General features: G+C 61.3%; 18 protein-coding genes. 6 read left to right on the plus strand and 12 right to left on the minus strand.

Annotated elements, in window-relative coordinates:
• Positions 1-5: 5 nt before the first annotated feature.
• The 5 genes from mrdA to AC1DVE_RS24680 form a co-directional block, all read right to left on the minus strand.
• The gene (mrdA, locus tag AC1DVE_RS24660; protein WP_223453593.1) at positions 6-1,901 is read right to left on the minus strand and encodes a penicillin-binding protein 2; all 1,896 of its coding nucleotides are present in this window, start codon (positions 1,899-1,901) and stop codon (positions 6-8) included.
• A 10-nt stretch (positions 1,902-1,911) separates the two neighbouring features.
• Positions 1,912-2,379, minus strand: a complete 468-nt coding sequence (gene rlmH, locus AC1DVE_RS24665; RefSeq protein ID WP_008052376.1) for a 23S rRNA (pseudouridine(1915)-N(3))-methyltransferase RlmH — start codon at positions 2,377-2,379, stop codon at positions 1,912-1,914.
• Between the two features lie 9 nt (positions 2,380-2,388).
• On the minus strand, positions 2,389-2,883 hold the full coding sequence (rsfS, locus tag AC1DVE_RS24670) for a ribosome silencing factor (protein WP_007975896.1): 495 nt from the start codon (positions 2,881-2,883) through the stop codon (positions 2,389-2,391).
• Positions 2,884-2,956: 73 nt separating this feature from the next.
• Positions 2,957-3,646, minus strand: coding sequence for a nicotinate-nucleotide adenylyltransferase (gene nadD, locus AC1DVE_RS24675; RefSeq protein WP_223453595.1), 690 nt, complete (start codon positions 3,644-3,646; stop codon positions 2,957-2,959).
• Position 3,647: 1 nt separating this feature from the next.
• Complete coding sequence (locus AC1DVE_RS24680) at positions 3,648-4,919, minus strand: glutamate-5-semialdehyde dehydrogenase (protein ID WP_223532908.1); 1,272 nt, start codon at positions 4,917-4,919, stop codon at positions 3,648-3,650.
• A gap of 189 nt (positions 4,920-5,108) precedes the next feature.
• On the opposite strand from AC1DVE_RS24680, the gene AC1DVE_RS24685 reads away from it, so the two are divergent.
• A complete protein-coding gene (locus tag AC1DVE_RS24685; protein WP_223453599.1) occupies positions 5,109-5,807 on the plus strand; it encodes a DNA-3-methyladenine glycosylase in 699 nt (232 codons plus the stop codon).
• Between the two features lie 158 nt (positions 5,808-5,965).
• Positions 5,966-7,285 carry a bifunctional DedA family/phosphatase PAP2 family protein gene (locus AC1DVE_RS24690; protein ID WP_223453601.1) on the plus strand — a complete coding sequence of 440 codons (1,320 nt, stop codon included), beginning with the start codon at positions 5,966-5,968 and terminating at the stop codon, positions 7,283-7,285.
• 9 nt (positions 7,286-7,294) lie between these two features.
• On the opposite strand, the gene AC1DVE_RS24695 is transcribed toward AC1DVE_RS24690, so the two are convergent.
• Genes AC1DVE_RS24695 through AC1DVE_RS24705 form a run of 3 tightly spaced genes read right to left on the minus strand, consistent with a single transcriptional unit; the run spans position 7,295 to position 8,972 of the window.
• Positions 7,295-7,885, minus strand: a complete 591-nt coding sequence (locus AC1DVE_RS24695; RefSeq protein ID WP_007998442.1) for an LON peptidase substrate-binding domain-containing protein — start codon at positions 7,883-7,885, stop codon at positions 7,295-7,297.
• A gap of 11 nt (positions 7,886-7,896) precedes the next feature.
• Entirely contained in the window at positions 7,897-8,613 is a 717-nt protein-coding gene (locus AC1DVE_RS24700) for an LrgB family protein (RefSeq protein ID WP_223453602.1), read from the minus strand.
• Complete coding sequence (locus AC1DVE_RS24705; RefSeq protein WP_223453604.1) at positions 8,610-8,972, minus strand: CidA/LrgA family protein; 363 nt, start codon at positions 8,970-8,972, stop codon at positions 8,610-8,612. The genes AC1DVE_RS24700 and AC1DVE_RS24705 overlap by 4 nt, the downstream gene beginning before the upstream one ends.
• Positions 8,973-9,165: 193 nt before the next feature.
• Between AC1DVE_RS24705 and AC1DVE_RS24710 the strand changes: the two genes are divergently transcribed.
• The 3 genes from AC1DVE_RS24710 (at position 9,166) to AC1DVE_RS24720 (ending at position 12,123) form a co-directional block, all read left to right on the plus strand.
• The gene (locus tag AC1DVE_RS24710) at positions 9,166-9,621 is read left to right on the plus strand and encodes a MaoC family dehydratase (protein WP_108216330.1); all 456 of its coding nucleotides are present in this window, start codon (positions 9,166-9,168) and stop codon (positions 9,619-9,621) included.
• A gap of 114 nt (positions 9,622-9,735) precedes the next feature.
• Positions 9,736-11,454 (plus strand): C13 family peptidase, encoded by a 1,719-nt coding sequence (locus AC1DVE_RS24715; protein WP_223453606.1) that lies wholly within the window; start codon positions 9,736-9,738, stop codon positions 11,452-11,454.
• A gap of 27 nt (positions 11,455-11,481) precedes the next feature.
• Positions 11,482-12,123 carry an oxidoreductase gene (locus tag AC1DVE_RS24720; RefSeq protein ID WP_477784273.1) on the plus strand — a complete coding sequence of 214 codons (642 nt, stop codon included), beginning with the start codon at positions 11,482-11,484 and terminating at the stop codon, positions 12,121-12,123.
• A gap of 159 nt (positions 12,124-12,282) precedes the next feature.
• Here the strand turns inward: AC1DVE_RS24720 and AC1DVE_RS24725 are convergent, their stop codons facing one another.
• The 4 genes from AC1DVE_RS24725 to AC1DVE_RS24740 form a co-directional block, all read right to left on the minus strand.
• A complete protein-coding gene (locus AC1DVE_RS24725) occupies positions 12,283-12,567 on the minus strand; it encodes a YceK/YidQ family lipoprotein (protein WP_008022904.1) in 285 nt (94 codons plus the stop codon).
• Positions 12,560-13,192, minus strand: coding sequence for a flavin prenyltransferase UbiX (ubiX, locus tag AC1DVE_RS24730; RefSeq protein ID WP_223453610.1), 633 nt, complete (start codon positions 13,190-13,192; stop codon positions 12,560-12,562). The genes AC1DVE_RS24725 and ubiX overlap by 8 nt, the downstream gene beginning before the upstream one ends.
• Positions 13,189-14,538 (minus strand): UDP-N-acetylmuramate:L-alanyl-gamma-D-glutamyl-meso-diaminopimelate ligase, encoded by a 1,350-nt coding sequence (gene mpl, locus AC1DVE_RS24735; protein WP_223453611.1) that lies wholly within the window; start codon positions 14,536-14,538, stop codon positions 13,189-13,191. The genes ubiX and mpl overlap by 4 nt, the downstream gene beginning before the upstream one ends.
• A 159-nt stretch (positions 14,539-14,697) precedes the next feature.
• Positions 14,698-16,614, minus strand: a complete 1,917-nt coding sequence (locus AC1DVE_RS24740; protein WP_223453613.1) for a sigma-54-dependent Fis family transcriptional regulator — start codon at positions 16,612-16,614, stop codon at positions 14,698-14,700.
• A gap of 299 nt (positions 16,615-16,913) precedes the next feature.
• On the opposite strand from AC1DVE_RS24740, the gene exaC reads away from it, so the two are divergent.
• Positions 16,914-18,434 (plus strand): acetaldehyde dehydrogenase ExaC, encoded by a 1,521-nt coding sequence (gene exaC, locus AC1DVE_RS24745; RefSeq protein ID WP_223453614.1) that lies wholly within the window; start codon positions 16,914-16,916, stop codon positions 18,432-18,434.
• Positions 18,435-18,723 lie beyond the last annotated feature (289 nt).

Genomic DNA, 18,723 nt, shown 5'->3' on the forward strand with positions numbered 1-18,723 from the left:
CAAAATTATTCATCACGGGCCGTGGCCTCCGCGCTAGTAGGGCTGGCGTATTCGGCTTTGAGGTGACCGTCCTGGTCGAGCAACCAGGCGTCCATGATCTGACGCACCACTGGCGCGGCGACGCCGGAGCCGGACTCACCGTTCTCGACCATCACCGACACCACGATCTGCGGGTCGTCCGCCGGGGCGAAGCCCACGAACAAGGCGTGGTCGCGATGGCGCTCCTGAACCTTGGAGCGGTCGTACTTCTCACCCTGCTTGATCGCGACCACCTGGGCCGTACCACTCTTGCCCGCGATGCGGTACTGCGCACCGATCGAAGCCTTGCGTGCCGTACCGCGGGCGCCGTGCATCACCTGCTGCATGCCGTGGTTGACCTTGGTCCAGTCCGACGGGTCGCGCAGGATGATGTCTGGCATCGGATTCTGATCCACCGGTTTCTCGCCTTCGATGGTCTTGGCCAGGTGCGGACGGTTCCAGATGCCTTTGTTGGCCACCAGCGCCGTGGCCTGGGCCAGCTGCAACGGGGTCGACTGCATGTAGCCCTGGCCGATCCCGAGAATCAGCGTTTCGCCCGGGAACCATGCCTGGCGGCGGGTCGCGCGCTTCCATTCGCGGGTCGGCATCAAGCCTGGCGACTCCTCGAACATGTCCAGGGAAACCTTCTGACCGATACCGAACTTGGACAGGTACGACGACAACCGATCGATCCCCAGCTTGTGGGCGAGGTCATAGAAGTAGGTGTCGTTGGAGCGCATGATCGCCGTGTCGAGGTCGACAAAACCATCGCCGGTGCGGTTCCAGTTGCGATACTTGTGATCGTAGTTGGGCAGCATGTAGTAGCCGGGGTCGAACACCCGGGTCGAGGCAGTCACCACGCCCGAATCCAGACCGGCAATCGCCACGGCAGGCTTGATGGTCGAACCCGGCGGGTACAGACCGCGCAGCACGCGGTTGAACAGCGGGCGGTCGATGGAGTCGCGCAGTTCGGAATAGGCCTTGGAGCTGATGCCGGTGACGAACAGGTTCGGATCGAAGCTCGGCTGACTGACCATCGCCAGCACCTCACCGGTTTTCGGATTCAGGGCCACCACCGCACCACGACGACCGCCGAGCGCGGCTTCGGCGGCTTCCTGCAATTTGATGTCCAGGCTCAGGACGATGTCTTTGCCGGAAACCGGTTCGGTGCGTTTGAGCACCCGCAATACACGGCCCCGAGCGTTGGTCTCGACTTCCTCGTAACCCACCTGACCATGCAGCTCCGGTTCATAGAAACGCTCGATGCCGGTTTTGCCGATTTGATGGGTGCCGCTATAACTGACCGGGTCCAGAGACTTGAGCTCTTTCTCGTTGATCCGCCCCATGTAGCCCACCGAGTGCGCAAAATGCGCGCCCTGAGGGTAGTGACGCACCAATTGCGCGACCACTTCCACGCCCGGCAGGCGGAACTGGTTCACGGCGATCCGGGCGATCTGCTCTTCGGTCAGCTCAAACAGGATCGGCACCGGCTCGAACGGCCGGCGCCCCTGACGCATGCGCTTCTCGAAAATCACCCGATCCTCGGGCGTCAGTTCCAGCACTTCGACGATCACGTCGAGCACCTGCTGCCAGTCGCCGGACCGTTCGCGGGTCATGCTCAGGCTGAAGCTGGGCCGGTTATCGGCGATCACCACGCCGTTGCGGTCGAAAATCAGCCCGCGAGTCGGCGGAATCGGCTGCACGTGGACGCGGTTGTTTTCCGACAGGGTCGAGTGGTACTCGTACTGAATCACCTGCAGGAAATACAGACGGGCGATCAGCACGCAGATTAGCGCCACCACGGCAATTGCCCCGAACACGACGCGGCCACGCACCAGACGGGCGTCTTTTTCGTGGTCCTTGATGCGGATCGGCTGGGACATGAGGGCAGAATTACTTGTGGTAAGGGTGACCGGACAGCACGGTCCAGGCACGGTACATCTGTTCGCCGATCAGGATCCGCACCAGCGGGTGCGGCAAGGTCAGCGGCGACAACGACCAGCGCTGGTCAGCCCGGGCACAGACTTCCGGCGCCAACCCTTCGGGGCCGCCGACCATGAAGTTGACCGTGCGCGAGTCCAGCCGCCAGCGATCGAGCTCGACCGCCAGTTGCTCGGTGCTCCAGGGCTTGCCATGGACTTCGAGAGTGACAATCCGCTCGTTCGGCCCGACCTTGGCCAGCATGGCTTCGCCTTCCTGGCGGATGAAGCGGGCCACGTCGGCGTTCTTGCCACGGGTATTGAGCGGTATTTCCACCAGTTCCAGCGCCAGTTCGGACGGAAGACGCTTGGCATATTCATGCCAGCCTTCTTCCACCCATTTGGGCATGCGTGAACCGACGGCGATCAGTCGCAGTCGCACAGCGGTCCCTTATTCCTGGTCTTTGTTGAGCTTGTTGAAGTGCTCGTGACCAACTTCAGGGCTGTGGTGTTTGCCATCGGCCGCACGGCTCTGCTCGGCACCTTTCCACAAGCGCTCCAGGTCGTAGAACTGACGGGCGTTGGAGGTCATCATGTGGACGATCACGTCGTCCATGTCCAACAGCACCCAGTCACTGTCGCCCTTGCCTTCTTCACCCAGCGGTTTGATACCCAGGGCTTTGACGGCCTCGCGGACCTTGTCCAGCATCGCGCCGATCTGGCGGTTGGAGGTACCGGTGGCGATGATCATGTAGTCAGTGATGCTCTGCTTGTCGCGAACATCAATCACCAGCACGTCCTGGGCCTTGACGTCTTCCAGGGCGGCTACGGCGATCTTGACCAGCTCGTCGCCTTTAGGCGGCTCGGCGGCGAGGACCTTTTCCGGCAGCGGGGCGCTCTTGAATGTGCCTTTGCGTTTTACTTTGCTTTCGTTGTTGCTCGTCATATAAAACTCGTTTTGCTCGTTTGTTCGGGCGCTTCAATACACGTTGTTGCCACGTGCCTTGAGGCACTCCTATTCAGTTCGACGCACGGTAGAGTCCGTGCGCATCGATGTAGGCCAGGACCGCGTCGGGCACCAGGAAACGTACCGACTTACCGCTGGCCAGCAGTTGACGGATCTGGGTGGCGGATACCGCGAGCGGTGTCTGCCAGACGAATGCAATCTGTCCGCTCGGCCCTTTGAGGGCCAGCGGGTCGCTCACCGAGCGCGCTGCCAGCAGGTTGCGCAAGGCATCCGGCGGTTCGCTGTCGGCATCCGGGCGTTGCAACACCAGGATATGGCAATGCTGGAGCAACTCTTCCCAGCGGTGCCAAGTGGGCAGGCCGCAAAAAGCGTCCCAGCCCAAAAGCAGAAAAACCTGGTCGGATACGGCCAGTTCGGCGCGCATCAGTTCCAGGGTATCAATGGTGTAGGACGGCTTGTCCCGCTGCAATTCGCGGGCGTCCACCACCAACGGTGCCACACCGGCCACCGCGCACTCGACCATCGCCAGACGGTCTTTTGCCGACACCTGCGGCTTGTCCCGATGGGGCGGCCTGGCACTGGGTGTCAGGCGCAGTTCATCGAGCGCCAGGGTTTCGGCGACTTCCAGCGCACCGCGCAAATGGCCGATGTGCACCGGGTCGAACGTTCCGCCCAGCACGCCAATGCGGCGAGGGGCTGGCTCGCTGACGGTGACCGGGGCTGACAGGTCGAAGTCGCCCAAGTCAGACCGGCTCCTGTCCGCGCAGCTGCCCGTCGCCGACTACGATGTACTTCTCGCAGGTCAGTCCTTCGAGGCCCACCGGGCCGCGGGCGTGCAGCTTATCAGTAGAAATGCCGATCTCGGCACCCAATCCGTATTCGAAGCCATCGGCGAAGCATGTCGGGGTATTGATCATCACCGACGAGGAGTCGACTTCAGCCACGAAACGCCGAGTGTCGCCCTGGTGTTCGCTGACAATCGAATCGGTGTGATGGGAGCCGTAATGATTGATGTGCTCGATGGCCTGGTCCAGTCCGTCGACCACACGGATCGACAGAATCGCCGCCAGGTACTCGGTGTTCCAGTCTTCCTCGGTGGCCGGCACGGCATCGATGATCGCCCGGGTGCGTTCGCAGCCGCGCAGTTCGACGCCTTTTTCGCGGAACTGGGCCGCCATCGCCGGCAGGAAATTCTTGGCAACGGCCTGATCCACCAGCAGCGTTTCCATGGCACCGCAAATGCCATAGCGATAAGTCTTGGCGTTGAACGCAATGCGCTGGGCCTTGGCCAGATCGGCGTGTTCACTCACGTACACGTGGCAGATGCCGTCCAGATGCTTGATCACCGGGACGCGGGCATCACGGCTGACGCGCTCGATCAGGCCTCGGCCACCGCGCGGCACGATGACATCGACGTACTTGGGCATGGTGATCAGCGCGCCGACGGCTGCGCGATCGGTGGTTTCGACCACTTGCACCACCGCGGCCGGCAGATCGGCCTCGGCCAGGCCACGCTGAATGCAGGCGGCGATGGCGCGATTGGAATGAATCGCCTCGGAACCGCCACGCAGGATGGTCGCGTTACCGGACTTCAGGCACAGGCTCGCGGCATCGATGGTCACGTTCGGTCGCGACTCGTAGATGATTCCGATCACGCCCAATGGCACGCGCATCTTGCCGACCTGAATACCGGACGGGCGGAAGCTCATGTCGCGGATCGCGCCAACCGGGTCCGGCAGCGCTGCTACCTGACGCAGGCCGACGATCATGCCGTCGATACGCGCCGGGGTCAGTGCCAGGCGCTCAAGCAGGGCTGGCTCCAGACCATTGGCGCGACCGGCAGCCAAATCCTGTTCATTGGCCGCCGTCAGCTCGGCGCGGGCAGCGTCCAGCGCATTGGCGGCGGCCTGCAGGGCGCGGTTTTTCTGCGCGGTACTGGCACGGCCGATCACGCGGGAAGCTTCGCGGGCAGCGCGACCCAGGCGGGTCATGTAGTCAAGAACGGACTCAGTCATGGTCTGGCGTGGTCTTTGATAAGGTCTTGGTAAAGAGTAAAGCGACAGATTATAGCTGTCGCGCCCACCGACTAACAGCGGTGACGGGCGGATGGTCGAAATGGAGGGCAATTTGCCGATGTTCAGCCGGGATTAAGCTGCAAATTGTTATCATCACGACTCATTCAGCCCTGACAAATGCCGGTCATCATGTCCAATCTGACTGTTCGAGCGTCCGCCTTGAGCCTGCCCACGGGCCTCCCGGACGCGTTTTTCGACCGTGACGCGCAAATTCTGGCCCGGGAGCTACTGGGTAAAGTCATCCGCCATCGGGTTGGCGACCTGTGGCTCAGCGCCCGGATCATCGAAACCGAAGCCTATTACTGCGCAGAAAAAGGCAGCCACGCCTCCCTCGGCTACACAGAAAAGCGTAAGGCTTTGTTTCTGGATGGCGGCCACATCTATATGTATTACGCCCGGGGTGGCGATTCCCTGAACTTCAGCGCCCAGGGGCCCGGTAACGCCGTGCTGATCAAGTCCGCCTACCCATGGGTCGATGAATTGAGCGGGCCGGCCAGCCTGGCACAGATGCTATTGAACAATCCCGATGCCCAGGGCCACCCTCGCCCGTCGCAAAAGCTCTGCGCCGGACAGACGCTGCTGTGCAAGTCTCTGGGCTTGAAAGTGCCGGTCTGGGACGCCAAGCGGTTCGATCACGAGGTGTTGCTGGTGGAGGACGTCGGCCAGTCACCCGCCCACATCCTCCAGACCACGCGCCTGGGCATCCCCCACGGGCGCGACGAGCACTTGATGTATCGCTTTGTCGACGGCGCCTACGCGGCGTATTGCACTCGCAACCCGCTAAGACGGGGCCAGGTCGAAGGTCGCGATTATTTTGTGCTGACCTGAGATTGATCCGGATTTTGAAACTGAAGGAATCCCCTGTAGGAGCGAGCCTGCTCGCGATGAGGTCAGCACAATCAACATCACTTTTGACTCATCGTGCGCTATCGCGAGCAGGCTCGCTCCTACAAGTAGAAAATTGAACATTTGATGGAGTGGTTTTTATGGGCCAATGGCTCGATAGCGTGACCGGTTGGTTGACGGTCAACCCGCAATGGCTGGCGACGGCAATATTTCTGGTGGCCTTTGTGGAATGCCTGGCGATTGCCGGGCTGATCGTCCCCGGCACGGTTTTACTGTTCACCGTTGCGGTGCTGGCCGGCAGCGGTGCGTTGCCGCTGAGTGAAACCTTGCTGCTGGGTTTCCTCGCCGGCGTGCTGGGTGACGTGGTGTCGTACTTCCTTGGACGGCACTTTCATCAGAACATCCGGCGCCTGCCCGGTTTGCGCCATCACCCGGAATGGATTGCCGGGGCCGAGACCTATTTCCAGCGCTATGGCATCGCCAGCCTGCTGGTCGGGCGTTTTATCGGGCCGTTGCGGCCGATGCTGCCCATGGTCGCCGGCATGTGCGACATGCCCTTCCCACGCTTCATCGCCGTCAGCTTGCTGGCCGGTGCGGGGTGGTCGGTGGCCTATCTGTTGCCTGGCTGGGCCACCGGTGCGGCGATTCGCTTGCCACTACCCGAAGGTTTCTGGACTCAGGCCGGGATCGTTGCCGGCAGCATTGCGGTCATGGTGGGATTGAGCACCACCAGCAGCTTGCGCCAGCATCGCAGGGCTACAGCGTTAATCGCCGGCATGAGTTTTCTCATTCTGGCGGGAGTGTTCATCGGCTATCCGCACCTGAGCGCCCTCGATCAAGGGCTGATGACCCTGATGCAGGAGCATCGCAGCCCGATGCTCGATGAGGTGGCGGTGGTCTTCACGTTGATCGGCGAATTCCGCAACATGCTGTTTTTCAGCGCGCTGCTGACCGGTTTGCTGTTGCTGATGCGCCAATGGCGCCCGGCGATTTTCGCTGGAAGCACCCTGCTCTGCACGGCACTGGCGAACACCGCGACCAAACAATTCTTTGCCCGCGTGCGCCCCGAAGTGCTGAGCGATCCGCTGACCAGCTACAGCATGCCCAGTGGCCACGCGTCTGGCTCTTTTGCGCTGTTCCTGACCCTCGCCGTACTGGCCGGCCGCGGACAGCCGCCGCGGATGCGCCTGACCTGGCTATTAGTGGGCAGCCTGCCAGCGATGGCTATTGCGCTGTCACGGGTGTACCTCGGCGCGCATTGGCCGACGGATGTACTGGCCGGTGCGATGCTGGCAGCGTGCGTCTGTGCGACGAGCCTGTGGCTGGTCCAGCGCAAGGAACCGCTGAACGCCTTACCACCCAAGGTCTGGTGGCTGGTGTTGCCGGCGTTGGTGGCATTGTTCGGCTTCTTCGTTTTGCGGCATTTGCCGCATACGATGTTGCGGTATGCGTATGAGTAAAAACGCTCGTCAGGCAAACAACTCCCCCTGCAACTCATCCAGCAATGCCTGAATCGCATCCAGCCGTTGCTGCGGATCATCGAGTTGCAGCAGGTCGATCTTGTCCAGTTCAGCGAAGGGCAACAGGTACGCCAACTGATTGGCCAGCGACTGCTGGCCGGTCGCTTCGGTGCCCATGTTCAAGGCTTCAACCATCGGGTGTTCCGCCAGGGCCTTGAGCAAGGCCACCAGATCGGCGTCCTCGTCCTGCAACGGTTGCTCCGGCTCGTCTTCCAGCCACTCGACCTCGGCGACGGTCAACTGATCGCGCTGGACTTCTGTTCGTAATACATGGAAACGCCGTCCACCCTGAACCCGAATCCCCAGCAAGCCGTTGTCCTGCTGCTTGAAATCGGTGATCAGCGCCTCACACCCGACCAGGGCGTAACCCGCCGGGGCGATCCCGACTTCTTCGCCATCGAGGATGCACACCACGCCGAAACCGCCGCCCTGCTTCATGCAGCGGCCGATCATGTCCAGATAGCGCGCCTCGAAAATCTGCAAGTCGAGGATGCAACCGGGAAACAGCACTGTGTTCAGAGGGAAAAGCGGCAGACTCATAGACATTTCCTTTACACCACCATCGACACCGCCAACGGCAGCAACACCGCCGTGGCCACGCCCATCAAACTCATCGCCAGCGCCGCGAAGGCGCCGCATTCTTCACTTTCCTGCATCGCCACCGCCGTGCCGACCGCGTGGGCGGTCATGCCCAGCGCCATGCCTCGGGCTTCGGGACTGTAGACGCCCAGCCGGGTCAACAGACTCGGACCAAAGATCGCGCCAATCACACCGGTGATCAACACGAACACCGCTGCCAACGCCGCGACACCGCCAATCTGTTCGGCCACCAACATAGCGATCGGCGAGGTCACCGATTTCGGCGCCATGGTCATCAGGATCATGTGCTCGGCACCGAACGACCAGCCCAGCAACACGCCCATCCCCGTGGCCACCACCCCACCTATCACCAGCGTAGTAAATATCGGCCAGAACAACTGCCGAATCCGTCGCAGGTTGAGATAAAGCGGCACCGCCAGGGCGACAGTGGCCGGGCCGAGCAGGATGCTGAGAATCTCGGTGCTCTTGCGGTACTCGGCATAGGTCAGACCGCAGCCCACCAGCACGCCGATAACCAACAACATGGAGACCAACACCGGCTGCAAAAAGATCCAGCGGGTTTTCTCGAATGCCGCCAGGACGAGTTGATAGGCGCCAAGCGTAATGCCGATACCAAACAAGGGATGATGAATTACCGACGTCCAGGCGCCGTGCCAGTCGAAGATCATTGGCTGTCCTCGGAGTGAGCGTGACGCTTGACCATGCGCTGCATCAGCACCCCGGCGAAGGCCATGGAAAGCAGCAGCGACAACACCAGTGCACCGACAATAGCCCAGAAATCCGCCGCGATGTCAGCGGCGTAGACCATCACGCCCACAGCCGGCGGCACCAGCAACAGTGGCAGGTAGCGCAGCAGGCTGCTGGCCGCCAGGTTCAGCGGCTCGCCGACCTGTCCGCGACAGATGAGGTACACCAGCAACAGCAGCAACCCCACAATCGGCCCCGGCAGCACCGGCAAGAACAAATGATTGATCGCAGTGCCGAGCAATTGGAACAGCACCAGCCACGTCAGGCCGCGTAACAACATCAAAGATCTCCCGCAAAATCCGTCACCCGCATTGGCAGGGCATTATAAGCATGCTCGTGCTATAGACCGGCATTCGCCAAAAGCATGGTCAGTTGACCGGAGCGTTTGGTCATGTTGATCTAAAGTGGTAAGCCGGGAGGTTAGATCCCCGCAAGCCAAAACTATAAAACCGATGAACCCAAGGAGAGTCTCAATGCCCTATGTTCCAGTTGCAGAGCTCAAAGATTATGTCGGCAAGGAACTTGGACGTTCCGAATGGCTCACCATCGACCAGGAGCGCATCAACCTGTTCGCCGAAGCCACAGGGGATTTTCAGTTCATCCACGTCGACCCGGTCAAAGCCGCGCAAACGCCTTTTGGCAGTACCATCGCTCATGGTTTCCTGTCGTTATCACTGATCCCGAAACTGATGGAAGACATCCTCGTCATGCCAGAAGGCTTGAAGATGGTGGTCAACTACGGCCTCGACAGCGTGCGCTTCATCCAGCCGGTCAAGGTCAATTCGAAAGTGCGCCTGAAGGTCGACCTGACCGAAGTCATCGAGAAGAAACCCGGCCAATGGCTGCTCAAGGCCACCACCACCCTGGAAATCGAAGGTTCGGACAAACCGGCGTACATCGCCGAACCCCTGTCCCTGTGTTTCGTATAAACCTTGCCGGATGCGAAGCAGCTCATGCTGTTTCGCGCCCTCACGCGGTACCTCACCCTATTTATGGACACATAGCTGCGGCATACTCCCTCGCCTAATTGCCCGGAATCCGCTATGCGCCCACTTGCACTCCTTGCCTTGACCCTGATGCTCACCGCTTGCGGCGATGGCGAATCGCCTTTGCCCCCCGACGCCCGCCTGCCGGACGGCGGACGCTATCGCGGTGACCTGGTCAATGGCTTGCTGCAAGGCAAGGGGCGTATCGACTACCCGAACGGCAGCTGGTACGCCGGCGAATTCGACAAGGGCCAGTGGCAGGGCCAGGGCGAATGGCATGGCAGCAATGGCGAAGTCTATCGCGGGCAGTTCAATCAGGGACTGTTCGATGGTCAGGGGGCACTGACCACCAACGCCAGCAGCTACAGCGGCGGCTTCAAGGCCGGCCGGCGCAACGGCGAAGGCACCCTCAAAGAAAACGGCATGAGCTATCGCGGCGAGTTCAAGGCCGATCAATACGCCGGCCTGGGTCGCCTCGAACTCGAAGACGGCAGCACCTATCAGGGCCAGTTCGCCCACGGCAAACCCAATGGCGAAGGCCAGCGCGGCGATGGCAATGGCAATCAGTTCACCGGGCACTTCGTCGACGGCCAGCTGGAAGGCAACGGAACTTTCAACAGCGCCGATGGCGACATCTATGTCGGCAGCTTCAAGAACAATCAACTGCACGGCAAGGGCCGCTACGAAAACGCCGACGGCGATGTCTGGCTGGGCCAGTTCAAGGAAGGCTCGCTGAACGGCAAGGGCGAGTTGATCGGCACTGACGGCAGCCACTACATCGGCCAGTTCAATGACTGGCGCTTTTCCGGCCAGGGCCGGCTGAACCTGTCCGACGGCAGCTTTTACACCGGCCAGTTCGACAACGACAGTTACCAGGGGCGCGGCACATTGGTGTTGACCGATGGCACCGTGCTCAGCGGCACCTGGATCAACGGCCAGCGCGTGCGCGACGCCGAGGGCAAATTGTTGCCCGACACCCTGGAACTCGGCCTGCTGGCCCAGGGGCGCTTGCTCGACGCAGCGCTGGCCAACGTTCCACCCTCGACCCCGGCGGTAGAGCTGTATTCGTTGACCCTGGGTGGTGATGGCAAGCAAAGCGTGTTTCTGCGCGAATCCGACTACGTCGCCAACATGCTCACCACCCGGTTCGGCACCTTTGGTCAGATCCGCCTGGTGAACCATCGTGACCACCTCGCCGACCGCCCTATGGCTACCCGGGAAAACCTGCGCCGGGCTGCCCTGACGCTGGCCGAACGCAGCGGTCCGGAAGACCTGATTTTCATCTACCTGACCAGCCATGGCACCAGCGAACACGAGCTGGTGCTGGACCAGCCGCGCATGGAGCTGGCCGATCTGCCAGCGGACGAAATGGCTGCGGTCCTCGCCCCATTGAAAAATCGCGACAAGATCATCGTGATTTCGTCCTGCTACTCCGGAGGTTTCATCCCCGCCCTCAAAGATGAACGGACCCTGATCATGACAGCCTCACGGGCCGACCGAGTGTCCTTCGGTTGCTCGGAGGAAGCCAACTTCACTTACTTCGGCGATGCCCTGTTCGCCCAGGCCCTGAACCAGACCGATGATCTGGAGCAAGCCTTCAAATTGGCCAAGGCCACTGTCGCCGAACGTGAGCTGGCGGACAGTTTCGAAGCGTCCGAACCACAGATCTGGGCACCAAAAACCGTCCTCTCGCATTGGCAACTACTGCGCAAACAGCAGGCACGAAAAGCCCTGCAAAGTGCGTCCATCGAAAGCAAGGATGCAAACAGCAACTAAGCTGAATAGTATCAAGGGAGAAACACTATGTACTTGACGCCTCAGCACGTGCTGCTCGCCGGAGCCACCGGATTGACCGGTGAACATCTGCTTGATCGCCTGCTTAGCGAGCCAACGATTTCGCGGGTATTGGCGCCGTCACGCCGGCCTTTGGCCAAGCATCCCCACCTTGAAAACCCGGTCGGCGACCCGGCGGCGTTCCTGCCACAGCTGAACGGGCGGGTCGATATCGCCTATTGCTGCCTCGGCACCACGATCAAGCAGGCCGGTTCGGAACAGGCGTTTCGCGCGGTGGACCTGGACATGGTGGTGGCATTCGCCAAACGTGCCCGGGAAATGGGTGCGCGGCATTTGATCGTGATCAGTGCTCTGGGAGCCGATAGGAGATCCTCGATTTTTTACAACCGGGTCAAAGGCGAGATGGAGTACGCATTGCGTGCGCAGGACTGGCCGCAGCTGACCATTTGCCGGCCTTCGCTGTTGCTGGGTGATCGCGTTGAGCCGCGACTGGGCGAGAAAGTCGCCGGCCCGTTGTCTCGGCTGATCCCTGGCAAATACCATGGTATCGAGGCCTGCCAACTGGCTCGCGCGATGTGGCGTCTGGCGCTGGAAGAGCAGGACGGGGTCAGGGTTGTCGAGTCGGATGAGCTGCGCAAACTCGGCAAGTAATCCACGGACCTGTGGCGAGGAGGCTTGCCCCCGTTGGGTCGCGAAGCGGCCCTCTTCGTTTGTTCAGTAACACTGAGTCGCACCGGATTACGACTGCTGCGCAGCCGAACGGGGTGGTGCGGCGTTCCGACAAGCCCCCTCGCCACAAAAGCGCTATATCTACAACCCACCCGTCGCCTGAAAGCTCACCCCTATCACCGTCAACAACGACAACGGCAACAGCAGCGTGTCGAGCAACGCACTGGCCGGCAGGTCGACACCGGGATAGCTCGGTGCTTCGGCTCCGAAACGGTCCTTGGCGCAGCACCCGCCGTTCATCGCGTACAAATCCAGACGAGTTCCCGAGTACACCACCGGCGCCCCCGGCTTGGCTGCATCGAGGGTGCGCGCCGTCGCGCAACCGGCCAACTGCAGTGCCAGCACAACCACCAGCAACTTATTCATCGCTGGTCAGATGATGCTCGCCCCAGCGCGGCAACATGTCCTGAGGAATATTCAGCAGGTTAAGGATCCGCGCCACGACGAAATCGATCAGGTCGTCGATGGTTTGCGGCTGATGATAGAAGCCCGGTGATGCCGGCAGGATTGTCACGCCCATGTTCGACAACTTGAGCATGTGCTCCAGGTGAATGCTCGAATACGGCGCCTCACGGGGTACCAGGATCAACTGCCGACGCTCTTTGAGCGTCACGTCGGCGGCCCGTTCGATCAGGTTGTTGCAGGCGCCGGTAGCGATGGACGACAACGTGCCCGTGGAGCACGGCACCACCACCATCGCCGCTGGCGCGCCGGAGCCCGAAGCCACTGGCGACATCCAGTCTTCCTTGCCGTACACCCGAATCTGCCCGGCGGCAGCCCCCGTGTATTCGGTGAGGAACGCCTGCATCATCTGCGGCTTGGTCGGCAGGGTGACGTCGGTTTCGGTAGCCATCACCAACTGCGCAGCCTTGGAAATCAGAAAGTGCACTTCACGATCTTCCCGCACCAGGCAGTCAAGCAGGCGCAAGCCGTACTGAGCGCCTGAAGCGCCGGTCATTGCCAGGGTGATGCGGTCCGGGCCGTTGTTCATTTGAGCGCCTCGGCCAGTTTGCCGTGCAGGCCGCCGAAGCCGCCGTTGCTCATGATTACCACGTGGGTGCCGGGTTGGGCCTGGCTCTTCACACGCTCGATGATGCCCTCCAGGGAATCGCTGACAATCGACGGCACGGTGCACAGCGCAGCGGTGCCCGCCAGGTCCCAGCCGAGGTTGGCCGGTGCGTACCAGATCACCTGATCGGCATCGACCACGCTTTCCGGCAATCCGTCACGGTGCGCGCCAAGTTTCATGGAGTTGGAACGCGGCTCGATGATCGCAATCAGTGGTGCATCGCCGATGCGCTTGCGCAGGCCGTCGAGGGTGGTGGCGATGGCAGTCGGGTGGTGAGCGAAGTCGTCATAAATGGTGATGCCACCCACTTCCGCGACTTTTTCCATCCGGCGCTTCACGCTTTTGAAGGCGCTCAATGCGGCAATGCCCATGGACGGCACCACGCCGACGTGGCGTGCGGCAGCCAGGGTCGCCAGGGCGTTGGCGACGTTGTGCTGGCCAGTCATGTCCCACTCGACCACGCCCTGGGCGATGCCTTCGAACATCACTTCGAACTTCGAGCCATCTTCACTGTGCAGCTTGACCTGCCACTGACCGCCGGCACCGGTGGTTTGCACCGGAGTCCAGCAACCCATCTCGATCACGCGCTGCAAGGCCGGCTCAGTGGTCGGATGAATCACCAGGCCTTCGCTCGGGATAGTCCGCACCAAGTGATGGAATTGCCGCTCGATGGCTGGCAGGTCCGGGAAGATGTCCGCGTGATCGAACTCCAGGTTATTCAGGATTGCCGTGCGCGGACGGTAGTGCACGAACTTGGAGCGCTTGTCGAAGAACGCGCTGTCGTATTCGTCGGCTTCAATGACGAAGAACGGCGTATCGCCAAGGCGCGCGGACACCGAGAAGTTTTGCGGCACGCCGCCGATCAGGAAACCCGGGGCCATGCCCGCGTGCTCCAGCACCCAAGCCAGCATGCTGCTGGTGGTGGTCTTGCCGTGCGTACCGGCAACCGCCAGCACCCAGCGACCTTGCAGCACGTGATCAGCCAGCCATTGCGGGCCGGAGACGTAGGGCAGGCCTTTGTTCAGCACGTACTCCACAGCCGGGTTACCCCGGGACATGGCGTTGCCTATCACCACCAGATCAGGCGCCGGATCGAGTTGCGCCGGGTCGTAGCCTTGGGTCAATTCAATGCCCTGGGCTTCCAGCTGAGTGCTCATCGGCGGATAGACGTTGGCATCGGAGCCCGTCACGTGATGGCCGAGCTCCTTGGCCAGAACCGCCATTGACCCCATGAAAGTGCCGCAGATACCAAGAATATGAATGTGCATTAGTCGACCTCGTAAAACATGGCCGCAGGTTAGCTTAGGGTAGGAAAAATCGCACCTTGTGTTTCAGTATATGAAGACACCTTCGCGAGCAGGCTCACTCCCACAAGGCCTGCGCAGACCCTGTGGGAGCGAGCCTGCTCGCGAAGGGCGCGACGTGGTCTACCGGGCGATACCGTGTTTACGCAGCTTCCGATAGAGGGTATTGCGACTTACCCCCAACTGCTCCGCCGTGTGGGTCATATGCCAGCGCGTCAGCTCCAGCGCATTGAGTAACGCCAGCCGTTCGGCATCTTCCAGCGGATGCTCCGATGGCTCCTCGATAACCTGCGCCACCGCTGGCCTGGCCGAACGAATCATCGCCGGCAAATCCTCCAGGCCGATCCGCCCGTCCTCACACAGTGCTGCCAACGTACGCAGCACATTTCGCAACTGCCGCACGTTACCCGGCCAGGCGAACCCCAATAAGGCCTCCCGCGCCGGGCCGTCGATCAACACGGTTTCTCCGCCCGCCTCCTCGGCCAGTAGAAAGTCGAGCAACCGGGATTTGTCGCTGCGATCACGCAAGGCCGGCAACGCGACTTCCAGCCCGTTGAGCCGGTAATACAAATCCTCGCGGAAGCTGCCGTCCTGCACACGGTCCAGCAAGTTACGGTGAGTGGCACTGATGATCCGCACATTCACCGCTTCCGGCTCGCCGCCGATCGGCACCACCTGCCGGTCTTCCAGCACCCTCAGCAAGCGCGTCTGCAAGGCCAGTGGCATGTCACCGATTTCATCGAGGAACAACGTCCCGCCGTCGGCCTGTTGCAACTTGCCGCGCATGCCTTCTTTGCGCGCACCGGTAAAGCTGCCGCCGCGATATCCGAACAGCTCGCTTTCGATCAGGCTTTCGGGAATGGCCGCGCAATTGAGGGCGACAAAGGCTTTTTCCGCCCGCTGGCTGGCGTGGTGCACCGCTTTGGCAAAGGCCTCCTTGCCGGACCCGGTTTCACCGTTGATCAGCAGCGGCACGTCACGCTCGTACACACGCAAAGCCTTGCGGAAGTCCGCCTGCAACGTCGCGTCATCCAGGCAAATGCCCGACAGACGCGGTGCTTGTGCAACCTTGGTCGCTGGCACCAACGGAGTTGGCAGCGGTCGCCGTGCCTCACCGCGCAATACCGCGAACAGCTTGCGACCATCACGGGTGCGCAACGGCCAACTGGCGGCGGCATTGGTGCTCGCGCGGCCAAGCAACTCATCGAGCGAGCAATCGAAAAACGCCTCCACCGGCTTACCCAGCAAGCCGCCGCGAATATGTCCCAGCAGGTTCAGCGCACTCTGGTTGACCGCGCAAATTCGCCCTTCCCCGTCGAACGCCAGCAACCCTTCACTGAACAATCCGACGGACTCAGCCTGCAAGTGAAAACGCAGCAACCATTGATTGTCGAAGCAGCGCAGGAAGTAGCAGCTCTCGATCATCTTCGCCGACAGGTTGACCAGCGCCATGGTGTGGAACTGGCTTTGCCGCGACACATCACGCCGCGCCGACGACACGTCGAGCACCGCCAGCAATTCGCCATGGGGATCGAAGACCGGGCTCGCCGAACAGGTCAGGCCGGTGTGGCGGCCGCGAAAGTGTTCGTCCTGATGGATGGTCAGCGACTGACGCTCCACCAGACAGGTGCCAATACCGTTAGTGCCTTCGCAGGCCTCGCTCCAGTCGGCACCGAGCCAAAGGCCGGCGCGCTCGAAAATCTGTCGTTCGGCGGGCGCGGTGACGCAGTTGAGGATCACGCCGCGGGCGTCGGTCAGCAGCACTGCATGGCCGGCGCCGGAGAGTTGTTGATGCAGGCTGGTCATTTCATTGCCGGCGATGTGCAGCACTTGCTGCAAGCGTTCGCGGCTTTCCAGGACACGGCCATGTTCCAGCACCGTCGGCGCGATGCTCAGGGCCGGATCGAGGTGATAGTCCTCAAGGCAGCGCAGCCAGGAACGGGCGATGGACGGATCGCTGCCGGGACCGTGCAGGTGGGTCTTGCCCTGGGTCACGGTCAATACTTGCTGGGCATGGCGACTCAAATGGTTGTCGTGCATTTCTTATTATTCTCCCCGGGGCTCGGCGTCCCGTGCATGAGGTGATGCCGAGCATCCTCCAGCCTGACCCGCATTGCAATGCCTGCAAGACCGGTTGGTCACAAGCTGTGCCACAAACGGTACAAAGTGTCACCAGTGCTGTACCGAAAGCGCCACAAGCCAACCCCGCTTGTCCGACAAAAACCTCGCAAGGCTTTGATTTACCTGACATGCAAGGCACTGGCCCGGCCCTTGCTCTACGCTTAAAGCAAGCGCACATGCGCGACTCCCTATAAGCACAAAAGCAAGGAGAGACCACCATGCGTTACGCTCACCCCGGTACTGAAGGCGCTATCGTTTCGTTCAAAGCCAAATACGGTAACTACATCGGCGGCGAGTTCGTCGCGCCTGTCAAAGGTCAGTACTTCACCAATACCTCGCCAGTGAATGGCCAACCGATTGCCGAATTCCCCCGCTCCACGGCCGAAGACATCGACAAGGCCCTGGATGCTGCCCACGCCGCTGCCGACGCGTGGGGTGCCACCTCCGCCCAGGCGCGTTCGCTGGTGCTGCTGAAAATCGCCGACCGCATCGAACAGAACCTCGAACTGCTGGCAATCACCGAATCCTGGGACAACGGCAAAGCCGTGCGCGAAACGCTTAACGCCGACATCCCGCTGGCCGCCGACCACTTCCGCTACTTCGCCGGTTGCATCCGTGCCCAGGAAGGCAGCGCTGCCGAAATCGACGGCAACACCGTGGCCTATCACATCCATGAACCGCTGGGCGTGGTCGGGCAGATCATTCCGTGGAACTTCCCGATCCTGATGGCCGCCTGGAAACTCGCCCCAGCCCTCGCCGCCGGTAACTGCGTGGTGCTCAAGCCTGCCGAGCAAACCCCGCTGGGCATTACCGTGCTGGTCGAACTGATCGGCGACCTGCTGCCACCGGGCGTGCTGAACATTGTGCAAGGCTTCGGCAAAGAAGCTGGCGAAGCGCTGGCCACCAGCAAACGCATCGCCAAGATTGCCTTCACCGGCTCGACCCCGGTCGGCTCGCACATCATGAAATGCGCGGCCGAAAACATCATTCCGTCCACCGTTGAACTGGGCGGCAAATCGCCGAACATTTTCTTCGAAGACATCATGAAGGCCGAACCGTCCTTCATTGAAAAAGCCGCCGAAGGCCTGGTGCTGGCGTTCTTCAACCAGGGCGAAGTCTGCACCTGCCCATCCCGCGCCCTGGTGCAAGAGTCGATCTACGACGAATTCATGCAAGTGGTGATGAAGAAGGTCCTGCAAATCAAGCGTGGCGACCCGCTGGATACCGACACCATGGTCGGCGCCCAGGCGTCCGAGCAGCAATTCGACAAAATCCTTTCGTACCTGGAAATCGCCAAGGGCGAAGGCGCCGAGCTGCTGACTGGCGGCAAGGTGGAAAAACTCGAGGGTAGCCTGGCAAGCGGGTATTACATCCAGCCGACCCTGCTCAAGGGCACCAACAAAATGCGCGTGTTCCAGGAAGAAATCTTTGGCCCGGTGGTGAGCATCACCACCTTCAAGGACGAAGCTGAAGCCCTGGCCATCGCCAACGACACCGAGTTCGGCCTGGGTGCCGGCCTCTGGACCCGCGATATCAACCGCGCCTACCGCATGGGCCGTGCCATCAAGGCCGGCCGGGTGTGGACCAACTGCTACCACCTGTACCCGGCGCACGCCGCGTTCGGTGGTTACAAGAAGTCCGGCGTCGGCCGTGAAACCCACAAGATGATGCTCGACCACTATCAGCAGACCAAAAACCTGCTGGTGAGCTACGACATCAATCCGCTGGGCTTCTTCTAAAAACCGGGGGCGACACAGGTGCTTCTGTGTCGCCTTTTCTACCGCTTTCGCGAGCAAGCCCGCTCCCACATCTATGGTTACCCCCTTTTCTGCAATACTGTTGTTGATGTCGTGTTTGGCTTGCTTTCATCTATCCGGCGTCTGAGTTGGGGTTGTCGCCCCGCGCCTCGATGAGAATCGATGCCCAACGACCCTAATTAGTGGAACGGCCTTTCAGCCGTGTGAGAGCCCAGGGTTGTCGTCAGGCCGGTTGGCCGTTCACGTCATCAGTTATCCAGCATCGCAAAAC

Source organism: Pseudomonas sp. P4_B4 (assembly GCF_056402255.1).

Coding starts and splice junctions, on each gene's coding strand:
- AC1DVE_RS24680 (WP_223532908.1), bottom strand. CDS start 4,919: ATGACTGAGTCCGTTCTTGACTACATGACCCGCCTGGGTCGCGCTGCC.
- AC1DVE_RS24720 (WP_477784273.1), top strand. CDS start 11,482: ATGTACTTGACGCCTCAGCACGTGCTGCTCGCCGGAGCCACCGGATTG.
- AC1DVE_RS24695 (WP_007998442.1), bottom strand. CDS start 7,885: ATGAGTCTGCCGCTTTTCCCTCTGAACACAGTGCTGTTTCCCGGTTGC.
- AC1DVE_RS24690 (WP_223453601.1), top strand. CDS start 5,966: ATGGGCCAATGGCTCGATAGCGTGACCGGTTGGTTGACGGTCAACCCG.
- ubiX (WP_223453610.1), bottom strand. CDS start 13,192: ATGAACAACGGCCCGGACCGCATCACCCTGGCAATGACCGGCGCTTCA.
- mpl (WP_223453611.1), bottom strand. CDS start 14,538: ATGCACATTCATATTCTTGGTATCTGCGGCACTTTCATGGGGTCAATG.
- rsfS (WP_007975896.1), bottom strand. CDS start 2,883: ATGACGAGCAACAACGAAAGCAAAGTAAAACGCAAAGGCACATTCAAG.
- AC1DVE_RS24725 (WP_008022904.1), bottom strand. CDS start 12,567: ATGAATAAGTTGCTGGTGGTTGTGCTGGCACTGCAGTTGGCCGGTTGC.
- AC1DVE_RS24700 (WP_223453602.1), bottom strand. CDS start 8,613: ATGATCTTCGACTGGCACGGCGCCTGGACGTCGGTAATTCATCATCCC.
- AC1DVE_RS24710 (WP_108216330.1), top strand. CDS start 9,166: ATGCCCTATGTTCCAGTTGCAGAGCTCAAAGATTATGTCGGCAAGGAA.
- AC1DVE_RS24715 (WP_223453606.1), top strand. CDS start 9,736: ATGCGCCCACTTGCACTCCTTGCCTTGACCCTGATGCTCACCGCTTGC.
- mrdA (WP_223453593.1), bottom strand. CDS start 1,901: ATGTCCCAGCCGATCCGCATCAAGGACCACGAAAAAGACGCCCGTCTG.
- AC1DVE_RS24705 (WP_223453604.1), bottom strand. CDS start 8,972: ATGTTGTTACGCGGCCTGACGTGGCTGGTGCTGTTCCAATTGCTCGGC.
- AC1DVE_RS24685 (WP_223453599.1), top strand. CDS start 5,109: ATGTCCAATCTGACTGTTCGAGCGTCCGCCTTGAGCCTGCCCACGGGC.
- exaC (WP_223453614.1), top strand. CDS start 16,914: ATGCGTTACGCTCACCCCGGTACTGAAGGCGCTATCGTTTCGTTCAAA.
- AC1DVE_RS24740 (WP_223453613.1), bottom strand. CDS start 16,614: ATGCACGACAACCATTTGAGTCGCCATGCCCAGCAAGTATTGACCGTG.